The sequence below is a fragment of the Ferrovibrio sp. genome (genome assembly GCF_036381655.1).
Classification (GTDB): domain Bacteria; phylum Pseudomonadota; class Alphaproteobacteria; order Ferrovibrionales; family Ferrovibrionaceae; genus Ferrovibrio.
Genome location: NZ_DASVCJ010000023.1, coordinates 39,557 through 63,452, shown reverse-complemented (window position 1 = coordinate 63,452; position 23,896 = coordinate 39,557). Strand labels below are relative to the sequence as shown.

23 protein-coding genes are annotated in these 23,896 nt (G+C 66.5%); 7 read left to right on the top strand and 16 right to left on the bottom strand.

The window, feature by feature from the left end:
• Positions 1-32: 32 nt before the first annotated feature.
• The 5 genes from VF194_RS04775 to VF194_RS04755 all read right to left on the bottom strand — a co-directional run bounded on the left by VF194_RS04775 (position 33) and on the right by VF194_RS04755 (position 4,328).
• Positions 33-836 (bottom strand): energy transducer TonB, encoded by an 804-nt coding sequence (locus VF194_RS04775; RefSeq protein WP_330888558.1) that lies wholly within the window; start codon positions 834-836, stop codon positions 33-35.
• Complete coding sequence (gene exbD / locus VF194_RS04770; RefSeq protein ID WP_414656072.1) at positions 836-1,264, bottom strand: TonB system transport protein ExbD; 429 nt, start codon at positions 1,262-1,264, stop codon at positions 836-838. Before exbD ends, VF194_RS04775 begins: the two co-directional genes overlap by 1 nt.
• Before the next feature lie 31 nt (positions 1,265-1,295).
• Entirely contained in the window at positions 1,296-2,132 is an 837-nt protein-coding gene (exbB, locus tag VF194_RS04765) for a tonB-system energizer ExbB (RefSeq protein WP_330888554.1), read from the bottom strand.
• A gap of 275 nt (positions 2,133-2,407) precedes the next feature.
• Positions 2,408-2,977 (bottom strand): c-type cytochrome, encoded by a 570-nt coding sequence (locus tag VF194_RS04760; RefSeq protein ID WP_330888553.1) that lies wholly within the window; start codon positions 2,975-2,977, stop codon positions 2,408-2,410.
• Between the two features lie 43 nt (positions 2,978-3,020).
• Complete coding sequence (locus VF194_RS04755) at positions 3,021-4,328, bottom strand: PQQ-dependent sugar dehydrogenase (protein ID WP_330888552.1); 1,308 nt, start codon at positions 4,326-4,328, stop codon at positions 3,021-3,023.
• A 256-nt stretch (positions 4,329-4,584) separates the two neighbouring features.
• Here VF194_RS04755 and VF194_RS04750 point away from each other — a divergent pair, with 256 nt between their 5' ends.
• The 3 genes from VF194_RS04750 (at position 4,585) to VF194_RS04740 (ending at position 8,482) form a co-directional block, all read left to right on the top strand.
• Positions 4,585-5,712, top strand: a complete 1,128-nt coding sequence (locus VF194_RS04750) for a YihY/virulence factor BrkB family protein (protein WP_330888550.1) — start codon at positions 4,585-4,587, stop codon at positions 5,710-5,712.
• A 162-nt stretch (positions 5,713-5,874) separates the two neighbouring features.
• On the top strand, positions 5,875-7,728 hold the full coding sequence (gene ftsH, locus VF194_RS04745; RefSeq protein WP_330888548.1) for an ATP-dependent zinc metalloprotease FtsH: 1,854 nt from the start codon (positions 5,875-5,877) through the stop codon (positions 7,726-7,728).
• 310 nt (positions 7,729-8,038) lie between these two features.
• Positions 8,039-8,482 (top strand): GNAT family N-acetyltransferase, encoded by a 444-nt coding sequence (locus VF194_RS04740; RefSeq protein WP_330888547.1) that lies wholly within the window; start codon positions 8,039-8,041, stop codon positions 8,480-8,482.
• A 340-nt stretch (positions 8,483-8,822) separates the two neighbouring features.
• Here the strand turns inward: VF194_RS04740 and VF194_RS04735 are convergent, their stop codons facing one another.
• Both VF194_RS04735 and mtgA read right to left on the bottom strand, forming a co-directional pair.
• On the bottom strand, positions 8,823-10,340 hold the full coding sequence (locus tag VF194_RS04735; protein ID WP_330888545.1) for a malonyl-CoA synthase: 1,518 nt from the start codon (positions 10,338-10,340) through the stop codon (positions 8,823-8,825).
• Between the two features lie 77 nt (positions 10,341-10,417).
• A complete protein-coding gene (gene mtgA / locus VF194_RS04730) occupies positions 10,418-11,098 on the bottom strand; it encodes a monofunctional biosynthetic peptidoglycan transglycosylase (RefSeq protein WP_330888543.1) in 681 nt (226 codons plus the stop codon).
• Positions 11,099-11,214: 116 nt separating this feature from the next.
• Here mtgA and VF194_RS04725 point away from each other — a divergent pair, with 116 nt between their 5' ends.
• The gene (locus VF194_RS04725) at positions 11,215-15,039 is read left to right on the top strand and encodes a NahK/ErcS family hybrid sensor histidine kinase/response regulator (protein WP_330888541.1); all 3,825 of its coding nucleotides are present in this window, start codon (positions 11,215-11,217) and stop codon (positions 15,037-15,039) included.
• 11 nt (positions 15,040-15,050) lie between these two features.
• Here the strand turns inward: VF194_RS04725 and VF194_RS04720 are convergent, their stop codons facing one another.
• Entirely contained in the window at positions 15,051-15,716 is a 666-nt protein-coding gene (locus tag VF194_RS04720) for a response regulator transcription factor (protein ID WP_330888539.1), read from the bottom strand.
• Between the two features lie 129 nt (positions 15,717-15,845).
• Here VF194_RS04720 and bioB point away from each other — a divergent pair, with 129 nt between their 5' ends.
• Complete coding sequence (bioB, locus tag VF194_RS04715) at positions 15,846-16,877, top strand: biotin synthase BioB (protein WP_330888537.1); 1,032 nt, start codon at positions 15,846-15,848, stop codon at positions 16,875-16,877.
• Positions 16,878-16,879: 2 nt separating this feature from the next.
• Here the strand turns inward: bioB and VF194_RS04710 are convergent, their stop codons facing one another.
• The 5 genes from VF194_RS04710 to VF194_RS04690 form a co-directional block, all read right to left on the bottom strand.
• A complete protein-coding gene (locus VF194_RS04710) occupies positions 16,880-17,074 on the bottom strand; it encodes a YqaE/Pmp3 family membrane protein (RefSeq protein ID WP_330888535.1) in 195 nt (64 codons plus the stop codon).
• Between the two features lie 26 nt (positions 17,075-17,100).
• The gene (locus VF194_RS04705; protein WP_330888533.1) at positions 17,101-17,790 is read right to left on the bottom strand and encodes a lysoplasmalogenase; all 690 of its coding nucleotides are present in this window, start codon (positions 17,788-17,790) and stop codon (positions 17,101-17,103) included.
• Positions 17,791-17,806: 16 nt separating this feature from the next.
• The gene (mdh, locus tag VF194_RS04700) at positions 17,807-18,772 is read right to left on the bottom strand and encodes a malate dehydrogenase (RefSeq protein WP_330888531.1); all 966 of its coding nucleotides are present in this window, start codon (positions 18,770-18,772) and stop codon (positions 17,807-17,809) included.
• Between the two features lie 171 nt (positions 18,773-18,943).
• Complete coding sequence (locus VF194_RS04695) at positions 18,944-19,705, bottom strand: 3-hydroxyacyl-CoA dehydrogenase (protein WP_330888529.1); 762 nt, start codon at positions 19,703-19,705, stop codon at positions 18,944-18,946.
• A gap of 82 nt (positions 19,706-19,787) precedes the next feature.
• Positions 19,788-20,552, bottom strand: coding sequence for a substrate-binding periplasmic protein (locus VF194_RS04690; protein ID WP_330888527.1), 765 nt, complete (start codon positions 20,550-20,552; stop codon positions 19,788-19,790).
• 98 nt (positions 20,553-20,650) lie between these two features.
• Here VF194_RS04690 and VF194_RS04685 point away from each other — a divergent pair, with 98 nt between their 5' ends.
• Together VF194_RS04685 and VF194_RS04680 are read left to right on the top strand one after the other, a co-directional pair.
• Entirely contained in the window at positions 20,651-21,034 is a 384-nt protein-coding gene (locus VF194_RS04685) for a YkvA family protein (RefSeq protein ID WP_330888526.1), read from the top strand.
• Between the two features lie 26 nt (positions 21,035-21,060).
• Positions 21,061-21,498, top strand: coding sequence for a hypothetical protein (locus VF194_RS04680; RefSeq protein ID WP_330888524.1), 438 nt, complete (start codon positions 21,061-21,063; stop codon positions 21,496-21,498).
• Positions 21,499-21,509: 11 nt separating this feature from the next.
• Here VF194_RS04680 and VF194_RS04675 read toward each other — a convergent pair whose 3' ends face one another.
• The 3 genes from VF194_RS04675 to VF194_RS04665 form a co-directional block, all read right to left on the bottom strand.
• Positions 21,510-22,070 (bottom strand): YbaY family lipoprotein, encoded by a 561-nt coding sequence (locus VF194_RS04675; protein WP_330888522.1) that lies wholly within the window; start codon positions 22,068-22,070, stop codon positions 21,510-21,512.
• 258 nt (positions 22,071-22,328) lie between these two features.
• Positions 22,329-22,979, bottom strand: a complete 651-nt coding sequence (locus VF194_RS04670) for a 3-oxoacid CoA-transferase subunit B (RefSeq protein ID WP_330888520.1) — start codon at positions 22,977-22,979, stop codon at positions 22,329-22,331.
• Between the two features lie 20 nt (positions 22,980-22,999).
• The gene (locus VF194_RS04665) at positions 23,000-23,701 is read right to left on the bottom strand and encodes a CoA transferase subunit A (protein WP_330888518.1); all 702 of its coding nucleotides are present in this window, start codon (positions 23,699-23,701) and stop codon (positions 23,000-23,002) included.
• Between the last annotated feature and the right edge of the window lie 195 nt (positions 23,702-23,896).

Here is a 23,896-nt window from a genome sequence, read left to right as displayed (position 1 = left end):
CCGCTTGTCTCCTCCGTCCGCCCGGCAAGGGCTCAACGACGCAGATAGAACTGCACCGGCACGACGAGGTCGAGGGTTTCGCCGGGAATTTCCGGCGGCGGAGGCGGCAGCGGCTCGGCGCGCCTGATCAGGGCCAAGGTCTCCTCGTCCAGCGCGGCATGCCCGGAACTGCGCTCCAATCGGGCATGCAGGACATGGCCTCTGCGATCGATCGTGAAGCGCACATAGGCGGTGCCCTGCTGCCGCCGCCGCTGCGCCTCGCGCGGATAGCGCTTATGCCGCTCGAGATGGCCAAGCAGCTGCCCCTGCCAGGTCGCCTTCGCCGCCGCCGCCATCGCCGCGGGACCGCGCTCGGGCGCCGCGGCCTTGGGCGCGGGCGGCGCTTCCATGCGGGTCGGCGCGGCTGGCTGGCTCGGCGGCGCCGGCGGAACCTCTCTCGGCGCAGGCTTTGGCGGCTCGGGCTTGTGCGGCTCGGGCTTGTGCGGCTCGGGCTTGTGCTGCGGCTTTTCCTCCGGCGGCTTCGGCTTGGGCGGCAGCGGCAGCGGAACCTCAGGCTGCACCAGCGGCGGCGGCGGCGGCGGCGGCTCCGGTTCCGCCTTCGGCGCGGGGGGCAGCGGCGATGGTGGCGGCGCGGCGGGCGCGAGATCGATGATGATGGCGGCCGGCGGCGGGCTCGGCGGCGGCGCGATATCGACCTGCAGCAGCAATGCGATCAAAGCGGCGCCATGCAGCCCGAGCACGGCGCCGAAACTGCCGCCCCAGCGCAGCCAATGCCCGCGGGTCTCTTCCCGTCCGCCCGGGGCGGCGACAGGCAGCACGGCGAGCGGACTTGCCATCACTGTGGCGTGTCCGCCTCGAGGCCGACCAGGGCGAGCTTCAGATAGCCGGCGCGGCGCAATGCGTTCATGGTCTGCATCACGTCGCCGTAGGCGATGCTGCGGTCGGCGCGCAGGAAGATGCGCTGCTGCCTGTCGCCGCCCGAGACGCGGTCCAGCGCCGCGCCCAGATCCTCGCGGCTGACGGTTTCGTCGCCCAGCGCCAGCGACAGGTCGCGCTTGATCGACAGATACAGCGGCTTGTCCGGCCGCGGCTGCGGCTTGGCCGCCGCAGCCGGCAGGTCGACCGGCACATCGACGGTCGCCAGCGGCGCCGCCACCATGAAGATGATCAGCAGCACAAGCATCACGTCGATGAAAGGGGTGACGTTGATCTCGTGCTGCTCGAACAGGTCGTCGTCGCCGGACCGGCTGCTGCCGCTGCTCATTGCCATGGTATGCCTCTTGCGCCCGCCGCCGCTATTCGGCGGCGCCGAGCCGGGCGCGGTATTCCGGCCGTTCCGGCGCCATGCGGCTGCGGCTCAGATCGCGCGATACCAGACGCAGCAGCGCCGCGGCGGTATCGGAAAGCTGCGCCTTGTAGGCCGCGATGCGGCGCGTGAACTGGTTGTAGATCACCACGGCCGGGATCGCCGCCACCAGGCCGATGGCGGTGGCCAGCAGCGCTTCGGCGATGCCCGGGGCGACGACGGCGAGATTGGTGGTGTGCGATTTCGAAATGCCGATGAAGCTGTTCATGATGCCCCAGACGGTGCCGAACAGGCCGACGAAGGGCGCCGTTGCGCCGATCGTCGCCAGCAGGCCGATGCCGCGGACCATGCTGCGGCCCGCCGCCGCCTCGAGCCGTTCGAGCCGGGAGGCGATGCGCTCCTGCAGGCCGTCGGGATCCTCGCTGGCATGTTCGGCCGACAGCCGCGTTTCCTCCTGGGCCGCCGCGACAAAAGCCGCCACGGTGCCCTCGATGGAAGCGTTCTGCGCCAGCGCGTCCATGGAGGCCGCGCGGTCGATCTGCGCATAGGCCCTGTGCTGCTGCCGGGATGCGCCGGACAGCTCGATGCTCTTGGCGATCAGCACGGTCCAGGTCACCACCGAGGCGAAGGCCAGTCCGCTGATTACCGCCTGCACGACGATGTCGGCGGTCACGAACATGCCCCAGGGCGAAAGGTCATGCGGCAGCAAGGCGGACGCCGCACCGGCAGCCTCGGGCATTGCCGGCGGCGCGCTTTCCGCGACCTGGGACCAGGCAGTGGCCGGGGCGGAAAGCAGGACGATACCTGCGGCGGTCAAACGGAGCATGAAATTCGACATCATCTATCCCGTAGTCGTGACGGCCCATTCATGGACCTGGAACCGGACCTTGATGGTGCGGCCGCTCATGCGGTGCCTCGCAATCTTTGCCCGCACGCATGGCCGCACGCATGGCCGCCCCCTGCGGGGGCAGCCTCTGCCGATTGCAAATGTGAATTATTCGCATACTGAGGGCAGTAAAAACCACAGATGCGATTAATTATCAAGTTCAATCGAGGAAAATTCGGCGGGAAATGGCGGCCGCCCCGACCCCGCCGGCGGCTTCAGCGGTAGTTGGCCAGGTAATGCGCCAGCGCCCTGAGGTCCTCCTGCGACAGCGGATAGACGGCGCTGGCCATGGCGGCGACCCCACCGCCGCGGCGCATGCCGGATTTGAAATCCTGCAATGCCTTCAAAAGATACTCCTCGCGTTGGCCGGCCAGCCGTGCCATCGCCTGCTGGCCGGAGAAATCGTCGCGATGGCAGTTGGCGCAATTGCTGCCGGCGGCGATTTCCGCGCCCCGCTCGCTCAAGGCGGCGTCCCCGTCTGCGGCCTCGGCCGCCGGCGCCGGCGCCAGGCTGGCGAAATAGGCGCCGAGATTGCGCACATCCGCATCGCTCAGATCGGCGGCGATCGGTTCCATGATGTCGCTCTTGCGCGCTCCGCTGCGGAAATAGACGAGCTGCCACTGGATATACTGGTCGGGCTGACCGGCCAGCGAGGGCGTGCCCTCCTTCTGCGAGACGCCGTTCGCGCCGTGGCAGGCGGCGCAGGCCCCGGCCTTCTGCTTGGCCGCTTGCAAGTCGGCGGCATGGGCCGAAACCATGCCGCCGAACACTCCGATGGCCGCCATGCAAAGGACGGCCGGCAGATACCCCAGCATCACCGGCGCGCCACTACTGGCGATACGAAATCTGATAGACCGCGCCGGCCCAGTCGTCGGCCACCAGCATCGAGCCGTCCGGCGCCAGCAGGATATCGGCCGGGCGGCCGGTGTATTCGCGATCGCCCTGCAGCCAGCCGGATGCGAAGACCTCCTCCTTCGCATTCTTGCCGTCCGGATCGACGGCGACATGCACGATGCGCGCGCCCTGGAACTTGTGCCGGTTCCACGAGCCATGCTCGGCGATGAAGATGCCGTTCTTGTACTGCGCGGGGAATTGGTCGCCGGTATAGAACTTCATCCCCAGCGGCGCGACGTGGTAGCCCAGCTTGAGCACCGGCGGGGTGAATTCCGAGCAGTCATGCCCCATGGCGTATTTCGGGTCCGGGATGTCGCCCTGATGGCAATACGGATAGCCGAAATGGACGCCCATGCGGGAGACGTGGTTGAGCTTGTCGCTCGGCTTGTCGTCGCCCAGCCAGTCGCGCGCATTCTCGCTGAACCAGTAATCGCCCGTACGCGGATCGACGGCGCCGCCGACGCTGTTGCGCACGCCGATGGCGACGAGTTCCGCCATGCCGGTCTTCGGATCGACGCGGCGGACCTGGCCGGTATTGGTCGGCGGCAGGCAGATGTTGCAGGGCACGCCGAACGGCACATAGAGCCAGCCGTCCTTGTCCACGGTCAGATACTTCCAGCCATGCGCCGGATAGGACGGCATGTCGTCGTAGACCACCTTGCCGTCGGGCATCTTGTCCAGCATGTCCTCGGCATGCTCGTAGGCCAGGATGCGGTCGATATCGGCGACGTAGAGCGTGCCGTCATGGAAGGCGATGCCGGTCGGCATCTTCAAGCCCTTGATGACGACCTTGACGTCCTTCTTCTCGCCCTGGCCGGTGATCGCATAGACGTTGCCGACGCTGAAGGCGCCGACGAACAGCGTGCCCCTGTCGCCCCAGGCCATCTGCCGCGCGCTGTTCACGCCGGCGGCATAGAGCGAGATGTGGAAGCCCTGCGGCAGCTTGATCTTCTCCAGATTGGCGGTGATCTCCTCCGCCGACAGGCCGGTGGCCGGGCCCTGCACCGGCGCCAGGCCCTTCTGGCCCTCGGTCTCGTCGCCGAGGAACCAGTCCGGCGGCGGGTTGGTCCAGAAGTCCTTCTTCTGCGATTCATAATGCTTGAGGTCGGCAGCCGGCGCCGCCGCGGCGAACAGGGCAGCGCCGGCAAGAAGGACGCTGCCCGCAACGATTGTCCGGGCGAAACGCTTTGACCTGGTCATCATCATTTCCTCCCACATGCGCGGCGCATGTGTATCCGGCATGCGTTATCCGCGCCGTTATCGCAACGCCACCTCTCCGTGCCCGACCGCCGCAGCGGTGCAATGCAGATGAATGGTGGCGGGAAATCTTCGCCCGCATCGGCAGCCGGGCAAGTGACAAATTCGGGCGATTACGAAAGCGCCGGCGATTGTCGGACCGCCGCTTTCTACTGCAGCGAGGAATGCGGCGCGGAACCCGGCTTGGTCATGGCCGGTTTTGTCAGCGACGGATATTCGCGCGCCCGGAACTGGAGCAGAGATGAGCAGATCGACCGCCGCCAACCCAGCGCCCCGATTGCTGCTCCGATCTCTTTCCTGGGCGGTGGTGCTGGCGCTGACGGTGGCCGCCGTCGGCCTGTGGCAGAAGCCGGCCGCTTCCTCCGCCCGCCCGCCCGGGCGCACGAGGCCGGCCGAAGCGGCCAGCCTGCGCGAGATCCATCAGCCCGGCCGCGGCCGGCAGGCCGAAAAGCCGAGCGAGATCGCGCCGCGCGGCTGGAAGGACGTGCTCTGGCGGATCAAGGACAGCCTGGGCAAGGACCGCATCACCGCCGTCGCCGCCGGCATCGCCTTCTACGGACTGCTGGCGATCTTTCCCGCCATCGCGGCGCTGGTGTCGCTCTATGGCTTCTTCGCCGACCCCAACACGGTGAGCGATCATCTCGACAACATCGCCGGCCTCGTTCCCGGCGGCGGCATGGAGGTGATCCGCGATCAGGTCAACTTCGTCGCCAGGCAGGGACGCCCGCAGCTCGGCCTTACCTTCCTGATCAGCTTCGCCGCATCGCTGTGGAGCGCCAATGCCGGCACCAAGGCGATGTTCGACGCCTTGAACGTCGTCTATCACGAAGAAGAGAAGCGCGGCTTCTTCCGGCTCACCGCCATCGCCCTGGTGTTCACCGTGGGCGGGGTTCTGTTCGCGCTGCTCGCGCTGGCCGTGATGATCCTGCTGCCCATCGGCCTGGCTTATCTGGGCGTGAGCGGCGAAAGCGAGCGGCTGATCGCGATCCTGCGCTGGCCGATCCTCTATGTGGCGATCGCCGCGGCCCTGGCCGTCATCTATCGCCACGGCCCCAGCCGGGAGCGGCCGCAATGGCGCTGGGTGAGCTGGGGCAGCGCCGTCGCCGCCCTGCTCTGGCTCGCCGTCTCCATCCTCTTCTCCTGGTATGCCGCCCATTTCGGCAGCTACAACAAGACCTATGGCTCGCTGGGCGCGGTGATCGGCTTCATGACCTGGATGTGGCTCTCGGCCCTGGTCGTGCTGCTGGGCGCCGAACTGGACGCCGAGATGGAGCATCAGACCGCGCGGGATACCACCACCGGCCATCCCCTGCCGCTCGGCCGGCGCGGCGCCCAGGTCGCCGACACGATCGGCCCGGCGAAGGAGTGATGCCGAATTCGGGTTCGCTGTAGCCATAGGCGCTTGCCGGACGGCATGAGCCGCCATCCGCGGCTTGATCAAGGTCAATGAAAGACCTCCGCCGCCCGTGCTTGCATGCCATCGCCGTCCAGCAAACGGCAGCCGCGAGGCATCCTTACAGGCGGAGCAATCATGAAAAAGGAGCACCAGATCAGCATCTGGTACGTTCTGTTCGCCATCATGGCGGTGATCGTGATCCGCGACCTGTTCCTGTCGCCGGGCCATATCCGGCAGATCGATTACAGCGAATTCCAGACCCTGCTGTCGGAGAGGAAGATCGACGATCTGATCGTCGGCAGGACCCGGATCTCCGGCAGCTTCAAAGACGCCAGGCAAGGCGAGCCGACCCATTTCGTCACCCAGCGCGTCGATCCCGACATCGCGGCCGAGCTGGAAAAGAGCGGCATCCGCTTCACCGGCGAGCCGGAACCGGGCCTGCTGCAGAATGCCCTGAGCTGGATTCTGCCATCCGCCGTCTTCATCGCGCTGTGGATGTTCCTGCTGCGGCCGCTGATGGGCGGCGGCGCCGGCGGATTGATGTCGATCGGCAAGAGCAAGGCCAAGGTCTATGTCGAAACCGCCGTCAAGGTGACCTTTGCCGATGTCGCCGGCGTCGACGAGGCCAAGGTCGAGCTGCAGGAGATCGTCGCCTTCCTGAAGAACCCGAAAGACTACGGACGCCTCGGCGCCCGCATGCCCAAGGGCATCCTGCTGGTCGGCCCGCCCGGCACCGGCAAGACCCTGCTCGCCCGCGCGGTGGCGGGCGAAGCCGGCGTGCCCTTCTTCTCGATCAGCGGTTCGGAATTCGTCGAGATGTTCGTCGGCGTCGGCGCGGCGCGCGTGCGCGACCTGTTCGAACAGGCGCGCGGACAGGCGCCCGCCATCATCTTCATCGACGAGCTGGATGCCCTCGGCCGCGCCCGCGGCGCCTTCCCGCTCGGCGGCGGCCATGACGAGAAGGAGCAGACGCTGAACCAGCTGCTTTCGGAACTCGACGGCTTCGATACCCGCGAGGGCCTGGTGCTGCTGGCCGCGACCAACCGGCCCGAAATCCTCGATCCGGCGCTGCTGCGCGCCGGCCGTTTCGACCGGCAGATCCTGGTCGACCGTCCGGACAAGGTCGGCCGCGCGCAGATTCTCCATGTCCATTTGCGCAAGGTGCAGCTCGCCGCCGATGTCGATCCGGAGAAGATCGCGGCGCTGACGCCGGGCTTCAGCGGCGCCGATCTGGCCAATCTCGTCAACGAAGCGGCGCTGCTCGCCACCCGGCGCGGCGGCGACGCCGTTTCATTGGACGACTTCTCCCGCGCCGTCGAGCGCATCGTCGCCGGGCTGGAAAAGAAGAACCGCCTGCTCAATCCGAAGGAGCGCGCGGTGGTGGCCTATCACGAGCTTGGCCATGCCCTGGTGGCGCTCAGCCTGCCGGGCAGCGACGCCGTGCACAAGGTTTCGATCATCCCGCGCGGCATCGGCTCGCTGGGCTACACCATCCAGCGGCCGACCGAAGACCGCTATCTGATGAGCCGCGCGGAACTGGAAAACAAGATGGCGGTGCTGCTCGGCGGCCGCGCGGCGGAAGCGGTGATCTTCGACGAAATCTCGACCGGCGCCGCCGACGACCTGGCGCGCGCCACCGATATCGCGCGCTCCATGGTGGCGCGCTATGGCATGACCGAGGAACTCGGCCCCGTCGCCTATGACGAGGAGCCCTCCCGTTTGCTCGGCATGCCGCTGCAGATGCCCGGCGCAGGCCGGCGCTACAGCGAGCAATCGGCGGCCAAGATCGACGATGCCGTCCGCCTTCTGATCGAGGCGGCCTTCTCGCGTGCCAGGGCGATCATCGTCCGCCATCATGCGCTGATCGACGCCGCGGCGAAGGAGCTGCTGAGCCACGAAACCCTCAGCGAGCGCGACCTGGCGGCGCTGTTTCCGCGCGAGGCGCTGCGGCAGCCGGAGGAAAAAGCGCCAACCGCCGCGCGCGCATGAAGCGGGCGCACGCGCCGGCAGCATAGCCGGCCCGCCAGGCGAAAACGGGCGCGAGCGGGCGAAAGCAGGCGCGGCGAGTAGCGCCATCCAGTCAAAACTACCATCGGCTGATCCTGACGATTGGTCAGCGTCAAGCCGCTACGTGATGTCACAGCCTCCCTGCAGGCGGCTCCGGAACCGCCCGGCCGGCTCCGCCGTTTCGCTCTCACCGTCCTGGCCGGCCCGGCCCGGGCGGCGTTCCGAAAAGCGCAAAATCCGCGCCGTGTCTTGCCGGTCGCCCAGATGCCAATGGCCGGTCGCAGGAGGTGCCATGGACTACCGCATCCGCGAGGTTGACGGCTGCGATCCCGCTATTGCCGCGCAGATCGCGCGGCTGCATCTGATCGCCTTCCCTGGCGAAGTGCCGATCCGCACCGATGGCGGCTGGTGGTGGCTGGCCTGGAACGGCGACAACGGCCGGCCCATCGGCTTCGCCGGCCTGTGGCCCTCCTCGCGCTTCGCCCAGACCGGCTATCTCTGCCGCTCGGGCATCACGCCCAGCCATCGCGGCAACGGTTTGCAGAAACGGCTGATCCGGGTGCGCGAACGCAAGGCGCGCACGCTCGGCTGGCACTGGATGCTGACCGATACGGTGCCGAGCAACCCGGCCTCGTCCAACACGCTGATCTCCTGCGGCTACCGTACCTATGTGCCGGCCAAGCCCTGGTGCACCAACGGCGCGATCTACTGGCGGCGCAGTCTTGACGACGAATGATGTTCGCTCTATGTTCTAGTGAGTTTCGCCGCTGTCGTTCATCGTCAATCCGCTTGCGCAAATGAAGGCTTGCCGCCCCTGTGCGTGTGGAGGCAGGCCTGAGGGGTGCCTACAGCAGTATGAAAATTAAAAGCCGGAATAAGCCGCGCTAAAGGCCGAATAAGCCAAAATGGTTCAAAACGGCTCGGAATGGGCCAAACCGGTTCAGAACGGTTCAAAATGGTTGCGAGCCGCCCCGAACGGTACAGAACGGCTCGCCATGGGGAAAGGCGGCCCGCAACGATCTGCCGCCGCCCGCCGCGGGCAGAGCCCGGCAGCAGACCGCGGCGGGTTTTCCGGCTCAGCGCTTGTAGAGATCCTTGTACTGCTCGCGCAGCAGGTTCTTCTGCACCTTGCCCATGGTGTTGCGCGGCAGATCGTCGTGGAAGAAGACCCGCTTGGGCAGCTTGAACTTGGCCAGCCTTCCATCCAGCGCCTTGAGCACGGCGGCCTCGTCGAGCGAAGCGTCCTTCTGCTTGACGATGACGGCGGTGACGCCCTCGCCGAAATCGGGATGCTGCACGCCGATGACGGCGGATTCGATCACGCCGGGCAGCGCGTCGATCTCGGTCTCGACCTCCTTCGGATAGACGTTGTAGCCGCCGGAGATGATCAGGTCCTTGCCGCGGCCGACGATATGCACGTAGCCGCGCTCGTCGATCTTGCCGAGATCGCCGGTGATGAAGAAGCCGTCCGGCCGGAATTCGGCCGCCGTCTTCTCCGGCATGCGCCAATAGCCCTGGAACACGTTCGGGCCCTTCACCTCGATCATGCCGATCTCGCCCTGGGCGAGGATCTTGCCGCTTTCCGGATCGGCGATGCGCAGCGACACGCCCGGCAGCGGGAAGCCCACCGTGCCGGCGACGCGATCGCCGTCATAGGGGTTGGAGGTGTTCATGTTCGTTTCGGTCATGCCGTAGCGCTCGAGGATGCGGTGGCCGGTGCGGGCCTCCCATTCCTTATGCGTATCGGCCAGCAGCGGCGCCGAGCCGGAGACGAACAGGCGCACATGCTTGACCAGATCCCGGGTCAGGTCCGGCGATTGCAGCAGGCGCACGTAGAAGGTCGGCACGCCCATCATCGAGGTTACGCGCGGAAGCTGCTTCAGCACCTCCTCGGCGTCGAACTTGGGCAGGAAGATCATCGCGGCGCCGGCCAGCAGGATGATGTTGCTGGCAACGAACAAGCCATGCGTATGGAAAATCGGCAACGCATGCAGCAGCACGTCGTCCCTGGTGAAACGCCAGTAATCCACCAGGGTCAGCGCATTGGACGACAGGTTGCGGTGGCTGAGCATCGCGCCTTTCGAGCGCCCGGTGGTGCCGGAAGTATAGAGGATCGCGGCAAGATCGTCGGCCTGGCGCGCCACGGCCTGGAAATCCGGCGAGGCCGCATTGGCCTTGTCCATCAGGCTGCCCTCGCCCTTGCTGCCGAGCGTGAGGCAATGCGCGACGCCGAGCTTCTGCGCCAGCGGCGCCAGATCCTTCTCCACGCTGGGGCGGCAGACCACGACGCGCGGCTCGGCATCGCCGATGAAATATTCCAGCTCGGCCAGGGTGTAGCCGACATTGAGCGGCAGGTAGATCGCCCCGGCGGCGATCACGCCGAGATAGAGGATCAGCGCCTCGGGCGATTTGTCGACCTGCACGGCCACGCGATCGCCCGGCTGAACGCCCAGGGCCACCAGCGCATTGGCGAAGCGCTGCGCCAAGGCGAATGTGTCGGCATACGAAAAGACACGGCCCTCGCCGGTTTCGATGAAGGTCTTGGCCGGGTCTTGGATGCGGGAGCGGATCAGCGTGTAGAGATTGTCGGACATGGCAAATGAATATGTTGGAATGGCGGATTGGCTATTAACAGCGAAAGGGGGCGCCGGGCGCAAGGCCTAGGGGCCGGTTACGGGCCGGAAAGGCAACGGATCTGATCGCGGCTCAGCCGCTGCATGCGGGCGCGGATGATGGCGCTGCGCCGCTCGATATAGGCGGTCGGCCGGGCCGCGTTCCAGCGCCGCGGATTGGGCAGCACCGCGGCGATGCGGCTGGCCTGCGCCGGATCGAGCCGCGCCGCGCTGGTGCGGAAATGCGCCTGCGCCGCCGCCTCGGCGCCGAACAGGCCGTCGCCCGTCTCGGCGACGTTGAGATAGGTCTCGATGATGCGCCGCTTCGGCCAGAGGGCGTCGAGCGCCAGGGCCAGCGGCGCCTCGAGGCCCTTGCGCAGGAAGCCGCCGCCCGGCCACAGAAACAGGTTGCGCGCCACCTGCATGGTGATCGTGCTGGCACCGCGTAGCCGGCCGGTCTCCTCGTAATCGTCGATCGCGTCCTGCACCGCGCCGATATCGATGCCGTGATGAAAGCAGAAACGGCTGTCCTCGGCGGCGATCACGGCATGCGCCAGCGCCGGCGCGATCCGGTTCAGCGCAACCGGGCGATAGCGGATCAGGCCGCCCCGCTCGATGCCGCGGATGACCATCAAGGGCGTCAGCGGAGGATCGACGAAGCGGAACAGCAGCAGCCCGCCAAGCCAGAAGGCGAGCAGAACGATCAGGACGGCCTTCACAAGGCGGAGCAGCAGTCTCATGACGGCAGAAAAGCCTTAACCGGCCGGCAAAGCAACCTTTCAGGGGCGGCGCAGGAAGCCTGTGGACAGTAACTGGCGGAGCGGCTTTACTCAGAAGAACGGGGAGAAAACGATCCATGCTGCAGGGCAGCGCCATCCTGCTTCTATCGCTCGGCTATCTTGGGCTGCTCTTCGCCATTGCCCATCTGGGCGACAAGCTGGCGCCGCGCTGGTATCGAGGCCGCAGCGGCGCCACCATCTATGCGCTGTCGCTGGCGATCTACTGCACCTCCTGGACCTTCTACGGCTCGGTCGGCCGCGCGGCCCTGTCGGGCCCGGACTTCATTTTGATCTATATCGGCCCGGTGCTGGCGATCACCGCGGGCTATCCGGTGATGGCGAAGATGATCGCCGTCGCCAAGCGGCAGAACGTGACCTCGATCGCCGATTTCATCGGCTCGCGCTACGGCAAAAGCCGCGCCATCGCCGTGCTGGTGACGTTGATCGCCGTGATCGGCGTGCTGCCGTATATCGCCCTGCAGATGCAGGCAGTCAGCGTCACCTTCGAGGTTCTGGTCGGCAGCGACATGGCGCAATTGCTGCAGACCAGCCTGCCGCCGCCCTGGCGCGACACGGCAATGTTTGTCGCCGGCATCATGGGGCTGTTCACCATCCTGTTCGGCGTGCGCCATGTGCAGGCAACCGAACAGAACCGCGGCATGATGCTGGCGATCGCCTTCGAGTCGATCGTCAAGCTCGCCGCCTTCGTTGCGGTCGGATTGTTCGTCATCTACGGCCTGTTCGATTCCGGCATAGACCTGTTCGACCGCGTCCGGGCCGCGCCGGACCTGGCCGCCAGGCTGCAAAGCGGCTTCGGCACCAACTGGATCGCGATGACCATGCTGTCCGGCTTCGCCTTTCTCTGCCTGCCGCGCCAGTTCCACGTCGCCGTGGTGGAAAACGGCGAACCCGGCAGCCTGAAAGCCGCGCGCTGGCTGTTTCCCACCTATCTGATTGCGATCAACCTGTTCGTGGTGCCGATTGCCGCGGCCGGCCTGCTGCTGATGGAAAGAAGCACCGACCCGGACCTTTTCGTCATTACGCTGCCGCTGGTTTCCGACCAGGTCGCCCTGTCGGTCTTCGCCTTCATCGGCGGGCTGTCCTCGGCGACGTCGATGGTGATCGTCGCCTGCATGGCGCTGTCGATCATGGTCTCCAACGAGCTGGTCACCCCGTTCCTGCTGCGCTCGCGCGCCGGCGGCTCGGGCGAGGTCGGCCAGATCGTGCTGAACGTGCGGCGCGCCGCCGTGGTGCTGATCCTGGTCGCCGCCTATATCTATCATGGCTGGATCGCCGGTTACCTGCCGCTCGCCTCGATCGGCATGATCTCCTTCTGCGCGGTCGCCAATTTCGCGCCGCCGATGCTGCTCGGCCTGTATTGGCGCAAGGCGCATCGCCATGGCGTGATCGCCGGCCTGATCGCCGGCTTCAGCGTCTGGGTCTATGCCCTGCTGCTGCCCTCCATCGCCGGCGCCGCCGCCAGCCGGACGATGACCGCACCGCTGGCCGGACTGCTGCCGCCGCCGATCAACGGCTTCGATCCCATCCTGCAGGGCTTCGCGGCCAGCCTGCTGGTCAACGTCGTCCTGCTGATCGCGGTGTCGCTGATCGCGCGGCCGCGCAGCCGCGACATCGAACAGGCAGTGATCTTCACCAGCGGCGGCGACAGCCTGCCGGCAGCCTCCATCGATGTCGGCAGCACCGATCCGCGCATCGAGGAATGGCGGGCGCTCGCCTCGCGCTTCATCGGCCCGGAGCGGGCGGACCGCGCCTTCGCCGGCCGCCACATGAGCGCCGCCGAAGCCATGGCGTTTACCGAGCATCTGCTCGGCGGCGCCATCGGCGCCGCCTCGGCCCGCATCGTGATGGCTTCGGCGCAGCACAAGAACCTGCTCAGCCCGCGCGCGGCGCGCGCCATGCTGGGCGAAGCCTCGGAAGCGATCCGCCACAACTTCGACCTTCTGCGCACCACGCTCGATCACGTCAGCCAGGGCATCGGCGTGTTCGACCGCGAACGCCGGCTGGCGGCCTGGAACGACCGCTTCTTCGATCTGCTCGGGCTGCCCATCGCCCGGGCCGAGGTCGGCATGCTTCTGGAGGCCCTGGCGGGCGAGGCCGCGCCCGATCTGATCTCGCTGCTGGCCTCCAGCGCGTCTGGTTCGCGCATCCACGAGCAGCGAAGGCCCGATGGACGCGTGATCGAAATCCGCATCGATCCGATGCCGGACGGCGGGGTCGTGGCGACCGCCACGGATATCAGCGACCGCGTGCGCACGGCGGAAGCGCTGCGCGATTCAGAGCGCACCATCCGCATCTATACCGACAATGTCCCCGTCCTGATCGCCTATATCGACCGCGACGAGCGCTATCGCTTCACCAATATGCCGTTCCGCAAGGCCCTGGGCCTGCCGGAAGGCCAGATCGACGGCCGGTCGATATCCGAATTGATACCGGCGGACCGCTATCTGCGGCTCAAGCCGCATATCGACGCGGCCCTGGCCGGGCAGCGGCAGAATTTCGAAATCGAGTTCCCCACCAACGACGCCAAGATCGCCGTCGCCCAGGGCACCTACATCCCCCATATCGACGAACAGGGCCATGTGCTCGGCTTCTTCCTGCTCTATCAGGACATCACCGAGCGCCGGCGCGCCGATGCCGCCCTGCGCGCCGCCTATGAAGGCCTGGAGCGGCGCGTGGCGGAAAGAACCGCCGAACTGCAGCTCGCCGTGCAGGAACTGGAGCAGTCGCGCGCCGAGGCGGAAGCCGCCAATCTCGGCAAGACGCGCTTTCTGGCCGCCGCCAGCCACGACCTGCTGCAGCCGCTGCATGCCGCCCGGCTGTTCACCGCCGCCCTCGCCGAGCGCGAGCCCGACAACCCGCTGGTCTCCAAGATCGATCATGGCCTCGGCGCGGTGGAAGCCCTGCTCGATGCGCTGCTGGACATCTCCAAGCTGGATGCGGGCGCCGTCAAGCCGGAAATCCGCCCCGTTGCATTGGGGCCCCTGCTGGAATCGCTGGCGGCCGCCTTTGCGCCGCTGGCCGCCCGCCGCGGCGTCGCGCTCAAGGTCGTGCCGACGACGGCAACCGTCAGCACCGATCCGGCCATGCTGCGGCGCGTGCTGCAGAACTTCGTCGCCAATGCGATCCGCTATGCCCGCAGCGATCGGCACGATCGCCGCGTGCTGGTCGGCTGCCGCCGCCGCGGCGACACGCTGCGGATCGATGTCTGCGACAACGGTCCCGGCATCCCCGAGGACAAGCGGCAGATCATCTTCCAGGAATTCGCCCGTCTGGAACCTGGCGGCGATGCCGCCGAGCGCGGCCTCGGACTTGGCCTTGCCATTGTCGAGCGTATCTCCAGGAAGCTCGGCAGCCCGATCGGCCTGCGGTCCGAACCGGGCCGCGGATCGGTATTTTCCATCACAGTGCCGCGCGCCGCCGTAGAGCCGGCGCAGCCGGCCGCGCCGCCGCCGATGCCGGCTTACATAGCCGGCTCGCTCACCGGCAGCTTCGTCCTGTGCATCGAGAACGAGGCTGGCGTGCGCGAGGCGATGACCACCCTGCTGGAGGGCTGGTCCTGCCAGGTTACGGCCGTCGATGCCATCAAAGCGGCCCGCCAGGCGGTGGCGGCCGCAGGGCGCAGCCCGGATATCATCCTGGCCGACTTCCATCTCGAAGAGCAGGCGCCGGACGGCCTCGAGGCCGTCGCCCAGTTGCGCCAGGATTGGGGTCAGCGCATTCCCGCGATCCTGATCACCGCCGACCGCAGCCAGGATCTGCGCCGCCGCGCCGCGGCGATGGGAGTCGACATCCTGCACAAGCCGGTCAAGCCCGCAGCCTTGCGGGCCCTGATCAGCCAACGCCGCCGGCCGGCAGGAGCCCTGGCCGAAACCGGCGACTGACGGCGCTATTCCTATTTGTCGTCGAAGGAAAAATGCCGGGCGGCGATGACGGCTTGCGTGCGGCTGCGTACGCCAAGCTTCTTCAGGATGGCGGTGACATGCGCCTTCACCGTGGCCTCGCCGACCGACAATTCATGCGCGATCTGCTTGTTCAGCTTGCCCTGCCGCAGCAAGGTGAGCACGCGAAGCTGTTGCGGCGTCAGTTCGCTCACCCGCCGCGCGAAATCGTCCGGCACGGTACCGTCGCTCGATTCCAGTTCGGGCGGCAGCCAAATCTCGCCGTCGAGGACGGATTGCAGCGCACTGGCGATGGTATCCAGGGCGGCCGATTTCGGCACGAAGGCGGCGGCGCCGAATTCGATGGCACGGCGCATGACGGCGGGATCGCGCGTGGACGAGACGATCGCCACCGGCACCGCCGGATGGCTGGCGCGCACCGAGGCCAGACCGGCAAAGCCGTCCATCCCGGGCATATCGAGATCCAGGATCAGGAGGTCGACACTTTCACGCGCCTCCAGCGCCTGACGGGCGCCATCCAGGTCTGCCGCACCGATCACCTCGACGCCGTTCATAGCCTGGCGCAGCGCCTGCCCCAGCGCCTCGCGCACCAGAGGGTGATCATCGGCGATGATGATTGTGAGTGCCGGTTCTGCGCCGGTTTTGCCTGCTGTCATCATGCGTCGAGCGTAGACTAGCGCCCATTGGGCGGCAAGACGAAGTGCGGGGATCGCCTGGCCCCGGCACTGGACAGCGCCGCCGCCACGGGCTACGGCAGGGGCGCAGTCAAGACGGTGGAGAGCCCGACCATGGACGTCACGCAGGTGGATATTGAAGACCTGAAGCGGCAATGCGCCGAGGCGAAACCGCGCCATGACTGGACTCGCGCGGAGATTGCGGCCCTGTTCGCATTGCCGTTCAACGACCTTCTGTTCCTGGCGCAGCAGGTCCATCGCCGCCATTTTCCCGCCAATCGGGTGCAGATGAGCCAATTGCTCAGCATCAAGACCGGCGGCTGCCCGGAGGACTGCGCCTATTGTCCGCAAAGCGCCGCCTTCGATACCGGCGTGAAGGCCGAAAAGCTGATGGCGGTCGAAGCCACCCTGGCGGCGGCGCGGGCGGCGAAGGCGAATGGCGCCAGCCGCTTCTGCATGGGCGCGGCCTGGCGCAATCCGAAGGACCGCGACCTCGATCAGGTCTGCGCCATGATCAGCGAAGTGAAAGCCCTCGGGCTGGAGACCTGCGCAACCTTGGGGATGCTGACGCCGCAGCAGGCCCGGCGCCTCGGTGAGGCCGGCCTCGACTACTACAACCATAACCTCGACACCTCGCCGGAATTCTACGGCGAGATCATCACCACGCGGACCTTTCAGGACCGCCTGGATACGCTGAGCCATGTCCGCGATGCCGGCCTTAAGGTCTGCTGCGGCGGCATCGTCGGCCTGGGCGAGCAGGCCGACGATCGCGTCGGGTTGCTGCACAGCCTGGCTACCCTGCCGGCGCACCCCGAAAGCGTGCCGATCAACATGCTGATCCAGGTGGAAGGTACGCCGCTGCATGGCAGGACGAAGCCTGACGGCATCGACTTCGTGCGCATGATCGCGGTCGCCCGCATCGTCATGCCGGCTTCGATGGTTCGGCTCTCCGCCGGCCGCGAGCAGATGAGCGACGAGCTGCAGGCGCTCTGCTTCCTCGCCGGCGCCAACTCGCTGTTCCTGGGCGAGAAGCTGCTGACGACGAAGAATCCGGGCCAGGACCGCGACGAAAAGCTGTTCGCCAAACTCGGCATCGAACCCCTGCCCTACGAGACGGTGGAGTTCGCCGCGCCCTCAGCGGAATAGCGTCAGTCGCTACCGCCCGCCGCCCGCTCGATCTGCTTGGCGGTGTTGTACTGGCCGAGGGCGTAGATGGCCCAGAGCGCCGCCGGCAGCCAGCCGATCAGCGTGATCTGCAGGATCAGGCAGATGATGCCGGCGATCGGCCGGCCAATGGTGAAGAACAGCAGGAAGGGCAGGAAGATGGCGATGATGAGCCGCATGGCTTCTCCTCTTGTCCGTTAACGGGTCACTGAACGGCGCCGCCGCGATTGCGCCAGCCGAGAACGATCATACCCTGCGCCGCGACATAGGCGATCCAAATCGCCGGCCCGATATGAGAAATCGGCTGGACGAATTTGTTCAGCGCGAGCAGGGAATCCGACAGCATGAAGCTGAGCGCACCGAAAATGACGAGCCACCGGCCGAGCCGCACCGCGCTCAACCCCATCATGCTGATGACGACGAGATAGGCGTAAACCGGTACGGCCATGCGGCCGAGATGAGGCGCCAGAAAGATCGCCATGCCGACCGCATGGAACAGGATCGCCGCCGCGAGCGCCCATCGGATCGGCGTCATCCGGCCGGCAGCCCGGCCGCCGATGACGAACAGCGCGATATAAAGCAGATGGGCAACCAGGAAGGCGGCAAGCCCCGGCACGAAGAGGCGCGCGCCGTCCGCCGCCAGCAATACGTCGCCCGCTGCGGAGGCAAGCAGCGCCAGACCGCCCAGCAAAGCCGGCCGGTCGCCGCCGCGGCTCGCCCATAAGGCCAGGGCAAGACATGGGCAGACGGCGCCTTTGACGGCAGCGGTCGGCCACAGGGGTGCCGCCAGCGGCGGCAACAGAAGATACAGGCCAGCCATCAGCAAGGCCGCGGCCAGGGCGGCGGGAAAGAAAAACGGCGCGCCGGATGGGTTCTGGCGCGCCGCGTCGTTCATCGGAAGGAAACTCAGCTTACTTGCCGAGCGAGCCGTCGATCTGCTTGCAGGCATCGACCAGGCCCTTCACGGCATTGGCCGAGTGATCGAACATCTTCTTTTCTTCGGCATTGAGCTGGATTTCGACCACCTTCTCGACGCCGTTGGCGCCCAGCACCACCGGCACGCCGACATACATGCCCTTCACGCCATACTCGCCGTTCAGCCAGGCGGCGCAGGGCAGCACGCGGCGCTTGTCCTTCAGATAGGCTTCCGCCATCTCGATCGCCGAGGAGGCCGGCGCGTAGAAGGCCGAGCCGGTCTTGAGCAGGCCGACGATCTCGGCGCCGCCGTCGCGGGTGCGCTGGACGATCTTGTCGATGCGCTCCTGGGTCGACCAGCCCATCTTGATCAGGTCCGGCACCGGGATGCCGGCCACGGTCGAATAGCGGATCAGCGGCACCATGGTGTCGCCATGGCCGCCGAGCACGAAGGCATTCACGTCGGTGACCGAAACCTTGAATTCCTCGGCGAGGAAGTGGCGGAAGCGGGCGGAGTCGAGCACGCCGGCCATGCCGACCACGCGGTTATGCGGCAGGCCGCAGACTTCGCGCAGCACCCAGACCATCGCGTCGAGCGGGTTGGTGATGCAGATGACGAAAGCGTTCGGCGCATGCTGCTTGATGCCGGCGCCGACCGCCTGCATGACCTTGATGTTGATGCCGAGCAGGTCGTCGCGGCTCATGCCGGGCTTACGCGCCACGCCAGCCGTGACGATGATGACATCGGCGCCGGCAATGTCCTTGTAATCCTGCGTGCCGGACAGCGCGGCATCGAAGCCCTCGACCGCGCCGGCCTGGGCGATGTCGAGCGTCTTGCCCTGTGGCAGGCCTTCCACCACGTCAAAGACCACGATATCGCCGAGTTCTTTGAGCCCGGCCAGCAGCGCCAGCGTGCCGCCGATATTGCCGCCGCCGATCAGGGCGATTTTCTTGCGCGCCATGGGAAACCTCCGGAAATGGCTGAAGTCAGGGGTGGAAATGCGCGGCCCAAGGGGTAGCGGGAAATGCCCGCCCGGGCAAGTGTTCGGCCGGGCCGAATAGCGTAAAGAAAAACGGCCGCCGGAAGGATCCAGCGGCCGTCGATCTTTACGATATAAGAACCGCTTAACGCCTTAGCGCGGCGCCATGCGGATCGAGCCGTCGAGACGAATGGTTTCGCCATTCAGCATCACATTTTCACAGATATGGCGCGCCAAAGCGGCATATTCCTCCGGCTTACCCAGCCGCTGCGGGAACGGCACCGATTTGCCGAGGCTTTCCTGCGCCTCGGGCGGAAGCGCCGCCATCATCGGCGTGTTGAACAGGCCCGGCGCAATCGTGCAGACGCGGATGCCGAACTGGGCGAATTCGCGCGCCAGCGGCAGCGTCATGCCATGCACGCCGGCCTTGGAGGCGCCGTAAGCGGGCTGGCCGATCTGGCCGTCGAACGCCGCCACCGAGGCGGTGTTGACGATCACGCCGCGCTCGTTATCGGCAAGCGCCGGCTGCTGCTGCATGTGATGCGCCACGAGGCGGACCATGTTGAAGGTGCCGACCAGATTGATCTGCACGACGCGGACGAACTTCTCCAGCGCGACCGGGCCGTCCTTGCTCACCGCCTTCATCGGCGTGCCGACGCCGGCGCAATTGACGAGCACGCGGACCGGACCGACCTTGGCGATCGCATCCTTCACCGCAGCCTCGCCGCCCGGGCCGTCCGCCACATCGCATTTGACGAAGGCGCCGCCGATCTCCCGGGCGACCTTTTCGCCCTGTTCGGCATTCATGTCGAAAATGGCGACCTTCGCGCCAGCCTTGGCCAGTTCCCGCGCCGTAGCGGCGCCCAGACCCGAGGCACCGCCGGTGACGATCGCGCCAACGCCCTGCAATTGCATGAATCTTCCTCCTGATCATTTGCCTTTGCAACGATTGGGCGGGTTCTAGCAGATCGCCGGACACTTGGCGATAGCCGCAGGTCTAGTTGAGGGCCAGCAGCCGCTCGTATTCCGGGCTCGCCTGCAAGCGGCGCAGCGCCGCATTGAAATCGCCGATCAGGCGGGAAGCCTGGGCATGGCCGCGCGGGACGATGAGATGCAGCGATGCCGTTGCGTAAGGCGTCGGCGCCACGACGATCGCGCCGGCCGGTATGCCGGCCCTGTCGATCAGCGCCGTGCCGATACGCTTGTCCTGCAGGAAGAAATCAACCCTCCCGGCCGCCAGCATGCCGGGACAGGATTCGGAATTGGCCGGGGTCGTGCGCTCGATCTCGCCCCGCTCCAGCATCTGCTGCAGGTCCGCCGGCAAGGCATAGCCCAGCGCCGCACAGATCCGCCGCCCTTTGAGATCCGCTGCGCCGGCGAAGGCGAACCGTCTGTCCGCAGCCATGAAGACCTCCTGCCGGACCGTGACGATCGGCAGCGAATACAGCACGTCGCGTTCGCGCTCTGTCGTGCGCACATAAGGAAAGCTCGCATCGAAGCGGCCATGCAGCATTTCCTCATAGCCGCGGCGCCACGGCCGGAAGGTCACCGTGGTCGTCCGCCCCATCAGGTCGAAGACCCGCCTGACCAGCGCCGTGGCCGTGCCGCCTTCGGCCAGCTTCTCGTCGGCGAAGGGCGGGTAATTATCGCCGGTCACCAGAGCCAGCGGACTGTCCGCCCGGGCATTCGACCCGGCGCAGACGAACAGGCCTGCCACGGCAATGGCAACCGCCGGAACGACGCGCCTCAGCAATCTTCCCATGCCGCCTGCCTGCTCCTTTGCTGCGGTCAGCATGCCACAGCCCAGCCCCCGACAGAAGCGATCTTGCGCCGCCCGCGGCCGCTTCCCATATCTGGAGCGTGAGCGAAGACCCCAATCCGCCGACCTACCAACTGCCCGCCGACCCCGCCCGGCTGGCACAGGAGGAGCCGCGGCTTGTGCGCCGCTTCTGGCGCAAGTTCAAGGCGACCCTGAGCTATCTGCCTTTCGCCGAGACGTTCCTTGCCGCCTTTTTCGCCGCCGTCGATCCGAAGACACCGGCGAGCGCCAAGGCGATCCTGTTCGGCGCCCTCGGCTATTTCATTGTGCCGTTCGACTTCATTCCCGATTTCTTCGGCGCCATGGGTTACGGCGACGACATTGCCGTCATTCTCGCCGCCATCAAGGCCGTGGAAAGCAGCATCACCGACGAGCATCGCGATAAAGCCAGGACCTGGCTGGAAAAAGCACGCAATCAACCCTGAACAGCCGAATTGTGCTATGATGCGGCATGGACTGGTTCAGCATCGTCCGCGCCGCCGCATTCCCTGCGGCCCTGACGGCTTTCGCCGCATATGCGGCGGAATCGCCGGCGCCGCCGCTCCGTTTCGAGGCCGGAACCGTGCTGGCCGGCGGCCATATTCTCGCCGAGGCCGTGCTCCTGCCGCCGGTGCCCGGCATGGTGACGCTTGCCGTCCGCGACGGCGCGCCGCTGCACTGGCGGATAGCCGTGGCCGGCGGCGAAACCCGGCTGCTGCTGCCGGACGGCCGCTGGGCGGCCAAGGCGGAATACAGCCGCGTCAAGCGCGACGGACAGATGGTCTGCCTGATCTATCAGACCTATCTGTCGCCGCGATGGCTGGTCGATGGCGTCGAAAAGCGCGACCACGCCGATTTCACGCCGCTGGACGATCGCATCTACGCTTTCCGCGAAGCGCCCTGTCCCTAGCGCACCCGCACTTACCGCGCGGGCGGAATCACCACGCTGGCCGGCGGACTTGTCGTCGTGGTGGTCGTTGCCGGCGCCGGCGCAATCGTCGTGCCCGTATTGGGCTGCACGATCACCGTGCCGCCGCTCGACGGGACCACGGTGGTCGTCGTCGTGCCCGGAGGCGCCGGCATGGTGGCGACGACCTGTTCGAGCTCGACATGGACGTTGCTGCGCGGCGCCGTCTTGGTCAGCACCTGGTTGAGACTGGCGTTGCGGAAGAGAATCCGCCCGCCTTCCTCGATCCAGGCATTCACGACGTATGTGCCATGCGGATCGATATCCGCCGGCGAATATGGCAGCGAGAAGCGAACCGGCTGGTTCGAGACCGGCACGATGCGCTGCTCGGACACGACCGTCGGATATCCGGTCCCGCGGGTAACGTCCTCCAGCCGCACCACGACCACCGAGTCGGCGGGCACGACAAGCCGCTCGCGGTAGGACACCGTGCCGGTGACCGCGCTCGGTGTCGGAGCGCAGGCGGCTACAGCGGATAGGGTCAACAAAGCGATGAAAACGCGACGCGCAATCATGGCCACCTCCTTCGGCTGCAGCCGTGTTGCAGCCAGCCAAGCAACGACATTTCCGGTCCGGGACGCAGACGCATCTTGGGCGCGGCGCCGACCGGCTCCGGCTTCATCGTCAACAACACTTGTCGAATGAAATCGGCACAACCGCCGCGGTGACCATTTGCGGTCCGGCGAGGCCGCCAAATTCGAAGAAAGCCCGGCGGAGATAACAAAAAGCCCCGGGCGATGCCGGGGCTTTCGTTTTCGCGAAAGCTTGCGCTGCTATTTTGCCGTGTCGGCCACCGTGTATGCCGCCTCGGTGTTGCGCTCGATATCGGCCAGCGAAACGCCGGGGGCGCGCTCGATGAGCACCATGCCGCCCTTCTTCTTGTCGATGGTGAACACGGCAAGATCGGTGATCACCATATCGACCACGCCGGCGCCGGTCAGCGGCAGCGTGCAGCGCCTGAGCAGCTTCTTTTCCCCGTCCTTGGACGTGTGCTCCATGACGACGACGACGCGCTTGACGCCCGCCACCAGGTCCATCGCGCCGCCCATGCCCTTGACCATCTTGCCCGGGATCATCCAGTTGGCGAGATCGCCGTTCTCGGCGACCTGCATGGCGCCCAGGATCGACAGGTCGATATGGCCGCCGCGGATCATCGCGAACGACTGGTCCGAGCCGAAAAAGCTCGAATGCGGCAGCTCGGTGACCGTCTGCTTGCCGGCATTGATCAGGTCGGGATCCTCGTCGCCTTCATAGGGGAAAGGCCCCATGCCCAGCATGCCGTTCTCGGATTGCAGCACGACATCTATGCCTTCGGGGATGTAGTTCGATACCAGCGTCGGAATGCCGATGCCGAGATTGACGTAAAAGCCGTCGCGCAATTCCTTGGCAGCACGGGCGGCCATCTCTTCGCGGGTCCAAGCCATGATATGCTCTCCTCCTCGGCTCAGGCGCGCTTGCGCACGGTGCGGTTTTCGATCTTCTTGTCGTACGGCGCCCCGCAGATGATGCGCTGCACGTAGATGCCCGGCGTATGGATCAGGTCGGGATCGAGCTGACCCGGTTCGACCAGTTCCTCGACTTCGGCCACCGTGATCCGGCCGGCCGTGGCCATGGCCGGATTGAAGTTCCGCGCCGTCTTGCGATAGACGAGGTTGCCGGCGGTATCGCCTTTCCAGGCCTTGACCAGCGAGAGATCGGCGACCAGGCCGGTCTCCATGATGTAGCGCTGCCCGTTGAAGGTGCGCTCTTCCTTGCCTTCGGCGATCACCGTGCCGACCCCGGTCTTGGTGAAGAAGGCCGGAATGCCCGCCCCGCCGGCACGGATGCGCTCGGCCAGCGTGCCCTGGGGGTTGAATTCGAGTTCCAGCTCGCCGGCCAGATACTGCTGGGCGAAGATCTTGTTTTCGCCGACATAGGACGAGATCATCTTCTTGATCTGCCGCGAGGCCAGCAGCTTGCCGAGGCCGGCGCCATCGACGCCGGCATTGTTCGACACGCAGGTGAGATTCTTGACGCCGCTTTCCATCAGCGCGTCGATCAGCTTGTCAGGGACGCCGCAGAGGCCGAAGCCGCCGCACATCACCATCATTCCGTCGCGGACGATGCCGTCCAACGCCGCTTTCGCGTTCGGATAGACCTTTTTCATGCCCTCTTCCCAGACTTGTTTAGGGCCAAGCCCCTGAGATGCGGGGACATTACCGAGGTGGGGCGGCTCGGGCAACGGTCGGCTTGACGTGGCGCCAACAGACTGGCAATTTGTTGGCGATATGAACACCAACCGCCGACTTCGCACGCTGCTTCTTAGCTGCCCGATCCTGTGAGCAGGGTCGGGAGTTCTGAA

Bases quoted from the DNA above. Each gene is read 5' to 3' on its own strand.
- VF194_RS04775 (WP_330888558.1), bottom strand. From the start codon at position 836: ATGGCAAGTCCGCTCGCCGTGCTGCCTGTCGCCGCCCCGGGCGGACGG.
- VF194_RS04665 (WP_330888518.1), bottom strand. From the start codon at position 23,701: ATGAAAAAGGTCTATCCGAACGCGAAAGCGGCGTTGGACGGCATCGTC.
- bioB (WP_330888537.1), top strand. From the start codon at position 15,846: ATGGACGTCACGCAGGTGGATATTGAAGACCTGAAGCGGCAATGCGCC.
- VF194_RS04725 (WP_330888541.1), top strand. From the start codon at position 11,215: ATGCTGCAGGGCAGCGCCATCCTGCTTCTATCGCTCGGCTATCTTGGG.
- mdh (WP_330888531.1), bottom strand. From the start codon at position 18,772: ATGGCGCGCAAGAAAATCGCCCTGATCGGCGGCGGCAATATCGGCGGC.
- VF194_RS04690 (WP_330888527.1), bottom strand. From the start codon at position 20,552: ATGGGAAGATTGCTGAGGCGCGTCGTTCCGGCGGTTGCCATTGCCGTG.
- VF194_RS04680 (WP_330888524.1), top strand. From the start codon at position 21,061: ATGGACTGGTTCAGCATCGTCCGCGCCGCCGCATTCCCTGCGGCCCTG.
- VF194_RS04670 (WP_330888520.1), bottom strand. From the start codon at position 22,979: ATGGCTTGGACCCGCGAAGAGATGGCCGCCCGTGCTGCCAAGGAATTG.
- VF194_RS04710 (WP_330888535.1), bottom strand. From the start codon at position 17,074: ATGCGGCTCATCATCGCCATCTTCCTGCCCTTCCTGCTGTTCTTCACC.
- VF194_RS04735 (WP_330888545.1), bottom strand. From the start codon at position 10,340: ATGTCCGACAATCTCTACACGCTGATCCGCTCCCGCATCCAAGACCCG.
- mtgA (WP_330888543.1), bottom strand. From the start codon at position 11,098: ATGAGACTGCTGCTCCGCCTTGTGAAGGCCGTCCTGATCGTTCTGCTC.
- VF194_RS04740 (WP_330888547.1), top strand. From the start codon at position 8,039: ATGGACTACCGCATCCGCGAGGTTGACGGCTGCGATCCCGCTATTGCC.
- exbD (WP_414656072.1), bottom strand. From the start codon at position 1,264: ATGAGCAGCGGCAGCAGCCGGTCCGGCGACGACGACCTGTTCGAGCAG.
- VF194_RS04705 (WP_330888533.1), bottom strand. From the start codon at position 17,790: ATGAACGACGCGGCGCGCCAGAACCCATCCGGCGCGCCGTTTTTCTTT.
- VF194_RS04750 (WP_330888550.1), top strand. From the start codon at position 4,585: ATGAGCAGATCGACCGCCGCCAACCCAGCGCCCCGATTGCTGCTCCGA.
- VF194_RS04760 (WP_330888553.1), bottom strand. From the start codon at position 2,977: ATGGCGGCCATCGGAGTGTTCGGCGGCATGGTTTCGGCCCATGCCGCC.
- VF194_RS04675 (WP_330888522.1), bottom strand. From the start codon at position 22,070: ATGATTGCGCGTCGCGTTTTCATCGCTTTGTTGACCCTATCCGCTGTA.
- VF194_RS04695 (WP_330888529.1), bottom strand. From the start codon at position 19,705: ATGCAATTGCAGGGCGTTGGCGCGATCGTCACCGGCGGTGCCTCGGGT.
- VF194_RS04755 (WP_330888552.1), bottom strand. From the start codon at position 4,328: ATGCCGGATACACATGCGCCGCGCATGTGGGAGGAAATGATGATGACC.
- ftsH (WP_330888548.1), top strand. From the start codon at position 5,875: ATGAAAAAGGAGCACCAGATCAGCATCTGGTACGTTCTGTTCGCCATC.
- exbB (WP_330888554.1), bottom strand. From the start codon at position 2,132: ATGCTCCGTTTGACCGCCGCAGGTATCGTCCTGCTTTCCGCCCCGGCC.
- VF194_RS04720 (WP_330888539.1), bottom strand. From the start codon at position 15,716: ATGATGACAGCAGGCAAAACCGGCGCAGAACCGGCACTCACAATCATC.